The 6581-nt window shown below is 71.2% G+C and carries 6 protein-coding genes; 2 read left to right on the top strand and 4 right to left on the bottom strand.

Going from position 1 to position 6581, the window contains the following annotated elements; all coding sequences use genetic code 11:
- The coding region (locus VF794_RS20335; protein WP_331112874.1) for an amidophosphoribosyltransferase at nucleotides 1-678 on the bottom strand (678 nt) is incomplete at its 3' end.
- Nucleotides 679-825: 147 nt separating this feature from the next.
- Here VF794_RS20335 and VF794_RS20340 point away from each other — a divergent pair.
- On the top strand, nucleotides 826-2130 hold the full coding sequence (locus VF794_RS20340; RefSeq protein ID WP_331112876.1) for a neutral/alkaline non-lysosomal ceramidase N-terminal domain-containing protein: 1305 nt from the start codon (nucleotides 826-828) through the stop codon (nucleotides 2128-2130).
- A gap of 9 nt (nucleotides 2131-2139) precedes the next feature.
- Here the strand turns inward: VF794_RS20340 and yhbY are convergent, their stop codons facing one another.
- From yhbY to VF794_RS20355, 3 genes are all read right to left on the bottom strand, one after another.
- Nucleotides 2140-2430 (bottom strand): ribosome assembly RNA-binding protein YhbY, encoded by a 291-nt coding sequence (gene yhbY, locus VF794_RS20345; protein ID WP_331112878.1) that lies wholly within the window; start codon nucleotides 2428-2430, stop codon nucleotides 2140-2142.
- Nucleotides 2431-2485: 55 nt separating this feature from the next.
- On the bottom strand, nucleotides 2486-4795 hold the full coding sequence (locus VF794_RS20350; RefSeq protein WP_331112880.1) for a J domain-containing protein: 2310 nt from the start codon (nucleotides 4793-4795) through the stop codon (nucleotides 2486-2488).
- Nucleotides 4796-4907: 112 nt separating this feature from the next.
- Nucleotides 4908-5708 carry a hypothetical protein gene (locus VF794_RS20355; RefSeq protein WP_331112882.1) on the bottom strand — a complete coding sequence of 267 codons (801 nt, stop codon included), beginning with the start codon at nucleotides 5706-5708 and terminating at the stop codon, nucleotides 4908-4910.
- 87 nt (nucleotides 5709-5795) lie between these two features.
- On the opposite strand from VF794_RS20355, the gene VF794_RS20360 reads away from it, so the two are divergent.
- Nucleotides 5796-6563, top strand: coding sequence for a TSUP family transporter (locus VF794_RS20360; RefSeq protein ID WP_331112884.1), 768 nt, complete (start codon nucleotides 5796-5798; stop codon nucleotides 6561-6563).
- Nucleotides 6564-6581 lie beyond the last annotated feature (18 nt).

The raw sequence follows: 6581 nt of genomic DNA on the forward strand, positions 1-6581 counted from the left end.
CTGGAGCGTGCGCAGGCCGCCGTTCTCGATGACGACCATCTCGCCGGCCTCCAGCTCCCGGATGAACTCCGCCTCGATGAGGTCCAACGCCGTCGTCTCGCTGGCCAGCACCCAGCTGTTCTTCAGCCGGCCGAGTACCAGCGGGCGGAAGCCATTGGGGTCTCGCACCGCCACCAGCTTCTTGTCGGTGAGCAGCAGGAGGCTGTAGGCGCCCTTCACCTTGGAGAGGGCCTCGACGAGCTTCTGCTCGAAGGTGCGCTGCTTGGAGCGGGCGATGAGGTGGATGATGACCTCGGTGTCCGAGTCCGACTGGAAGATGGCGCCGTCGGCCTCGAGCGCGGTGCGCAGCTCCTGCGAGTTGACGAGGTTGCCGTTGTGGGCGATGGACAGGTGGCCGCCCACGTACTCCACCGACAAGGGCTGGGCGTTCTTGAGGTGGCTGACGCCCGCGGTCGAGTAGCGCACGTGGCCGATGGCCGCGTTACCCGGCAGCTTCTCGAGCACCGGCGCGGTGAAGATGTCCGCCACGAGGCCCATCTCACGATGGGCCCGGAGGCCCTGGCCATCCGAGACGACGATACCCGCCGACTCCTGCCCGCGATGCTGGAGAGCATGCAGGCCGAGGTACGCGAGGTTGGACGCTTCCGGGTGACCGACGATTCCGAAGATGCCGCACATGTGGCTGCCTTACCCCCTTCGGGTGCCGAACGGAATGAGAGAACGGCTGCTTCGCTCGGGGGTATTCCGGGAAGCGATGACCTGGGGGCTCCAGGCAGGCGACGGGGCACCTGGAATTCCACGGATGGGGGTAGGCTTCCAGCCCTCATGTCCCCTCGCTGGCGGCGGCTCCTGGCCTCCTTGCTTCCCCTGACGCTCCTGACGCTGGGGTCGGCCTATGCGCTCGCCTCGTGGAACTGGTGCGGACGGTGGAGCGAGCAGGCGCCCGTGCTGCTCGGTCAGGCACGGGCCGAGGGCCCCTTGCGAGCCGGGGCGGCGAAGGTGCCCCTGGCGCCTCCCTTTCCCGTGGTGGTGGCCGGTTACTCGCCCCCCCGCCCGGACGCGAGCCAGGCGGACCCCATGCCCCAGGCCCGCGCGGTGGTGCTGGCCTCGGGGGAGATGAAGGTGGGGTTGGTGTCGCTGGAGCTGCTGCTGGTGCCGGAGGAGCTCGTGGCCGCGGTGCGCGAGCGCGCCGCCGACCTGGGACTGCAGGGCGTGGTGGTGGTGGCCACGCACGCGCACTCGTCCTTCGGGGGGTATGACCCGAGGCTGGTGTCGCAGCTCGCCGGTACGGGGCGCTTCCGGAAGGCGGCGCTGGAGGCGGCGGTGGCGGGCGCGAGCGAGGCGCTGCACCAGGCCGCGGCACGGCTCACGGAGGTGACACTGGAGGTGGGGGAGGCGCGCGAGCCGGGGCTGGTGCGTACGCGCTCGGGTGGCGAAGAGCCGGATGGAGCACTGACTCGCGCCGTGCTGAGGGGAGGGCAGGGTCCGGTGGCGGAACTGCTGGTGTTCACCGCGCATCCGACGCTGGTGCCGAGGAATCAGGCCTCCGTGGATCCGGACTGGCCGGGACGGGTGAGCCTGCTGCGCGAGGAGAAGGGCGGGGTGACGCTGGTGCTCCAGGGGATGGTGGGCAACGTCTCGGTGTCCTTCGACGAGGGCGAGGGCCTGGAGAAGGTGCGGGCCTACGCGCGGACGGTGGCGGGGCTGGCCGAGCGGGCGGAGCCGGCGGCGGTGGAGGTGGCGAGGCTGGGCTTCGCGCGGGCCCAGGTGGCGCTGCCGAGGCCGGATGCCTCGCGGCTGGTGCCGTCGTACTCGCGGGCGGCGGGGGACAACTTCCTGTGCGCCTCCTCCTCGAGGACGGCGGAGGTGGGGGCGCTGGCGGTGGGGCCGTTGGAGCTGCTGATGCTCCCGGGGGAGCCCACGGTGGGGGCGGGGTCGTTGCTGGTGCGGCGCACCGGGGCCACGGGAGTGCTGGGGCTGGCGGACGGCTATGTGGGCTATGTGGAAACGCCGGAGCGGGTGGAGGCCGGTGAGGGCGAAGCCCGTCGCCAGTACTTCGGCCCCGCGCTGCTCGACAGGCTGGGCACGGGCGCCGAGCTGGCCGCCCAGGCCGCGGGCTTCACACGCTGACAGCGCACCTCAGAGTTTGTCGAACTCCGAATCCTCCGCCCGCTTCTTGAAGAGCAGGGCGGTGCGGCCCAGGAGCTGGACCAGCTCGGCCTGGGTGCCCTGGGAGAGCTTCTCGGCGGCCTCGTGGCGGTCCTCCGGACCCTCGTGGATCTTCACCTTGATGAGCTCGTGGTCGTGGAGCGCCTGTTCAACGGCGGCGACGACGCCCTCGGTGACTCCCGACTGGCCCACGATGACCACCGGCTCCAGGTGATGTCCCAGCGCACGGAGCTGGCGGCGCTGTTTTCCGGTCAACGGCAAGGTGCTTCTCCTCGTATGTGGGGAGCGCTCGGCGGCACTCCCGGGGTGGCGCACCCTACTTCTTTTGGGTCGCCATGCGGATCTCCCGCTGCGCGTCGATGTGATTTGGCTGAATCTCCACCGTCCGCTGGAAGTGCTTCTGCGCACCACTGAGGTCGCCGCAGAGCTTGGCGATGACCCCCAGGAAATAGTGCGCGGAGGCGACCTTCTCGTTCTTCTTCAGACAGAGCTGGAGGTCCCGGTAGGCCTCGGTGTACCCCGCCTTCTTGTCCTCGAAGGTGAAGAAGCGGGCGTAGCCGCGCCAGGCGAAGAACTCGGGCTCCTCGGGGTTGAGCTGGATGGCCTCGTCGAGCAGCTTCACCGCGTCGGCGAACTTCCGGCCCTTGATGTAGATGCCGGACTTCCGGAAGAGCTCCTCGCTCTTGAGGATGGCCTCCACGTCCACCTGCGACTCCTTGGAACCTCCGCTCTTGAGCTCCTCGATGTACGCGGCGCGGCTCTTGTCATCCGAGAGCGCGCGGTAGGCATCCCCGATGTAGCCGAAGATGTCGGCCTTGAGCTTCTCCAACTCCGGAGACGCGCCGGGCGGCAGGGTGTCCGGGTGGTACTGCTTGGCCAGCTTGAAGTAGGCGAGCTTCACCGAAGGGCCGTTGGTGTCCGCGCCCAGGCCCAGGCGCTCGAAGTGGTTCTGGTCCTTCAGCTTCGCGGCCAGCTCACGGAGCGCGGGAATGTCATTGGTCTCCGGAGCGGAGCCCGGGGCAGCGGGGGCGGGGGCAGCTGGCTTGGCGACGGGAATGGCCGTCGCGGTGGTGGCCGGCTTGGCGACGGGGATGGCCGTCGCGGTGGTGGCTGGCTTCGCGGTGGGGATGGCGGTCCCGGTGGTGGCTGGCTTCGCGGTGGGGATGGCCGTCGCGGTGGGAATGGCCGTCGCGGTGGTGGCCGGCTTCGCGGTGGGGATGGCCGTCGCGGTGGTGGCCGGCTTGGCGGCGGGCGGGGTCGCCGGAGCGGGCGCGGCCGGGCGTGGTGCCTGAGGCGCGGCGGGAGCGGCGGGCTGTTGTGCGGCGGCGGGTGGAGTGGCCGGGCGGGGAGCGGCGGCCTGGGGCGCGGGCGCCGCGCGCTGAGCAGTGGCCGCGAAGGACACTCCGTCGAGCTCCCGGAGGAGGAACGTGAGCCGGAGCAGGTGGTCGACGTCCTGGGGAATGTCCGTGAGGAGCTGGCCCACCGAGCGCGCCCCGTCGATGAGGGCGAGCACGCGCACCTCGTGGGGCGTGAGGCGCAGGTCGCCGGTGGCCACGCGGCCGTTGGCCTTCATCACCGGCAGGTTCAGCACCGGCTGGAGCCGGCGCCGGAGGTCCGTGCTGGGGATGCGGCGCACGAGGTCGCTCAGCACGGCCCACTTGTTGCCAAGGGGCATGGCCTTGGAGGCGGGCAGCTCCTTGGCCTCGAAGGTGAAGGCGCCGGACTCGGCGCGCAGGCCCTTGAGGAGGATGGACTGGGCGCGGTGCGCGAGCTGGGTGAAGGCGGAGGCGGGCTGGAGGAGGCCCAGCCCGAAGAGGGCGGCGAGCAGCTCTCCACCAAAGCGGCTCCGGGCGGCCTCGGCCTGCTGGAACTGCTCGGAGGTGACGAGCTTCGCCTGGAGGAGCCAGGCGCCCAGCGCATCCTCGGGATGCGAGGAGTCGATGAACTCGGGGTTGCCCTTGCGGAAGTGGATGCTGACGGCGCAGTCGGCCAGGGTGAGCGTGAGCAGCCCCGTGTGGTTGCCGGCGGCGAGCAGTCCATAGAGGCGCACGGGCGAGTGCGTCTCGAGCTGTCCGCTCGCGGGCGGCTGCTCCTCCGGGCCTGGAGCAACGGCCTGCGCGGGAGCGGGCGAGGCGGGAGCGGGCGCCGGGCGCGCGGCGGCGGGGATGGTGCCGGGGCCGGGGGTGGGCGCCGCGACGGGAGCTCGGGGCATCCCCGGGCCCGTCATGGGAACACCGGGCCGGGCGGCGGCGGGGTTGGTACCGGGGCCGGGCGTGGGCGCCGCGACGGGACGGCGAGCCGTGATACCGGGCCCGGCCATGGGCACGCCCGCCGGACCGGAGGGGGGCGCACCCGAGGGCACGCCCGGCTGGGGGGCGGGCGGGTTGTTGGCCGGAGTGCTCGGGCCAGGGGCAATGACGTCACCCCACATCTCGCGGGGGAAGGCATCGCGGATATGCGGGAAGCGCCCGGGGAAGGCGAAGTTGATGCCATCCTCGGAGACCTGGAGCTTGCCCTGGATGTTGCCGTTATCGATGAGCAACTCGATGGTGGGCAGGGCCAGCGGGCCCCAGATGGTCCCCTGGTCGTTCCGCACGAAGTATTGCCGAACGTCTCCCTCCGCCATCTCCGATGTCGCTCCTTGGTGTGCGTCGGCCACCCTACCCCCATCACAGGGCAGGGGAAAGCGGGCTGCCGGGCCTGAGACATGAACCCTGTCGGGAGTTGGAATCCATCCCCTAGGGGGCCGTCATCGTGGCCAGCCCGACCAGGCTCAGACAGGCCGGATCCGCGTCCTCGGTGGTCGGCGGGTCGAAGCAGAAGACCTCACTGTCGAACACCTTGCACATGCCCTTGGGGGTGGCCGAGCACGCCACCTTGGAATAGGCCTTGGTGCAGCCGTAGCCGCACACCGGCTGGTTGTCGCTGAGCTGGCACTGGAGGGGCGGCAGCGACTTGCCCCAGGCGCAGAACGCGTGGGCGGGCGGGTCGAAGCAGGTGAGCCGCAGGCCGTCGCTCCTGCACACGCCCAGGGGCGTCTTGCTACAGGCCACCTTCCCGGCGCCGAGGGTGCACTTGTAGCCGCAGGCCAGCTCCGGGCCATTGCCGCGGCACTCGGCCTTGGGCGTGTCCCGGCCGTAGACGGCGTACACCTCGGGAGGCGGGTCGAAGCAGACAATCTCGTCACTGCGGCCGGCGCACATGCCAGCCGGGGTGCGCGCGCACTTCACCTTGCCGAACTGCGTGGCGCACTGGTAGCCGCACGCCACCTGCCCGTCGATCGTCTTGCACTCGGGCTCCGGCAGCGCGTCGCCGTAGAGGCGGACGATGTGGGCGGGCGGGTCGAAGCACACGGCCTGACCGTCGACGACCTGGCAGCGCCCCTGGGGCGTCTGCGCGCACCGCACGCGCTGTCCATCCGACTTGCACTGGTACCCACAGGCCACGTGACTGTCGATGGAGCGGCAGGTGGGCCCCTGCGGGTCCGGTGCCGCCGACAGCAGCACGAGGGTCATCACGGAGACGAGGGACACGAGCACGAGGGGACCTCCGCGAGGGGACGGCTGCCCTGATTGACGCCCAGAGTCGACGCGCGCGCAAGCTTTGGACGTGGTAGGTGGCCGCCCGTGGAAGTCACCCCGCTCGAAATCGTCCTGCTGTGTGTCGCGGCCCTCACGGCCGGTGTGGTGGATGCCATCGCCGGAGGAGGCGGGCTGCTGACGCTGCCCTCGCTGCTGGCCACGGGGCTGCCGCCGCACGTGGCGCTGGGCACCAACAAGGGTCAGTCGGTGTTCGGCGCGTTGGCGGCGCTGGTGCGCTTCTCCCGGGCGGGGCTGGTACGGGGCGAGCTGGCGGCCGTCACCTTCCCCCTGGGGCTGGCGGGCTCGTTCCTGGGGGCGGGGCTGGTGCTGCTGCTGCGTCCCGAGCTCCTCAAGCCCCTGGTGCTGACGCTGTTGGTGGTGGTCGCCGCCTTCCTGGCCTTCCGTCGGGGACCGCCAGCGGGGGAGCGGCCGGAGCCGCCGCGCAACCGCCTGCTGGCGCTGGGCGCGCTCATCGCGCTCCTCATCGGCACCTATGACGGCTTCTTCGGGCCGGGGACGGGGACGTTCCTCATCATCTCCTTCTCGGGGCTGCTGGGGCACTCGATGACGCGGGCCTCGGCGGACGCCAAGGTGGTGAACTTCGCCTCCAACCTCGCGGCGGTGTGCCTCTTCGCGTACCGGGGCCTGGTGCTCTGGCACGTGGCCCTGCCCATGGCCGCGGCCCAGTTCACCGGCGGCTGGATTGGAGCGCACCTCGCCGTACGTGGCGGCGACAAGCTGGTGCGCAAGGTGGTGCTGCTGGTGGTGGTGGCGCTCGCGCTCAAGCTGGGCCGCGACGTGCTCGCCGGGTGAGAGGCACTCAGCCGATGA

Source organism: Archangium sp., from assembly GCF_036389735.1.
Classification (GTDB): domain Bacteria; phylum Myxococcota; class Myxococcia; order Myxococcales; family Myxococcaceae; genus Archangium.

Excerpts from the sequence above, each read along its gene's own strand:
- VF794_RS20340 (WP_331112876.1), top strand. The coding sequence starts at position 826 with ATGTCCCCTCGCTGGCGGCGGCTCCTGGCCTCCTTGCTTCCCCTGACG.
- VF794_RS20350 (WP_331112880.1), bottom strand. The coding sequence starts at position 4,795 with ATGGCGGAGGGAGACGTTCGGCAATACTTCGTGCGGAACGACCAGGGG.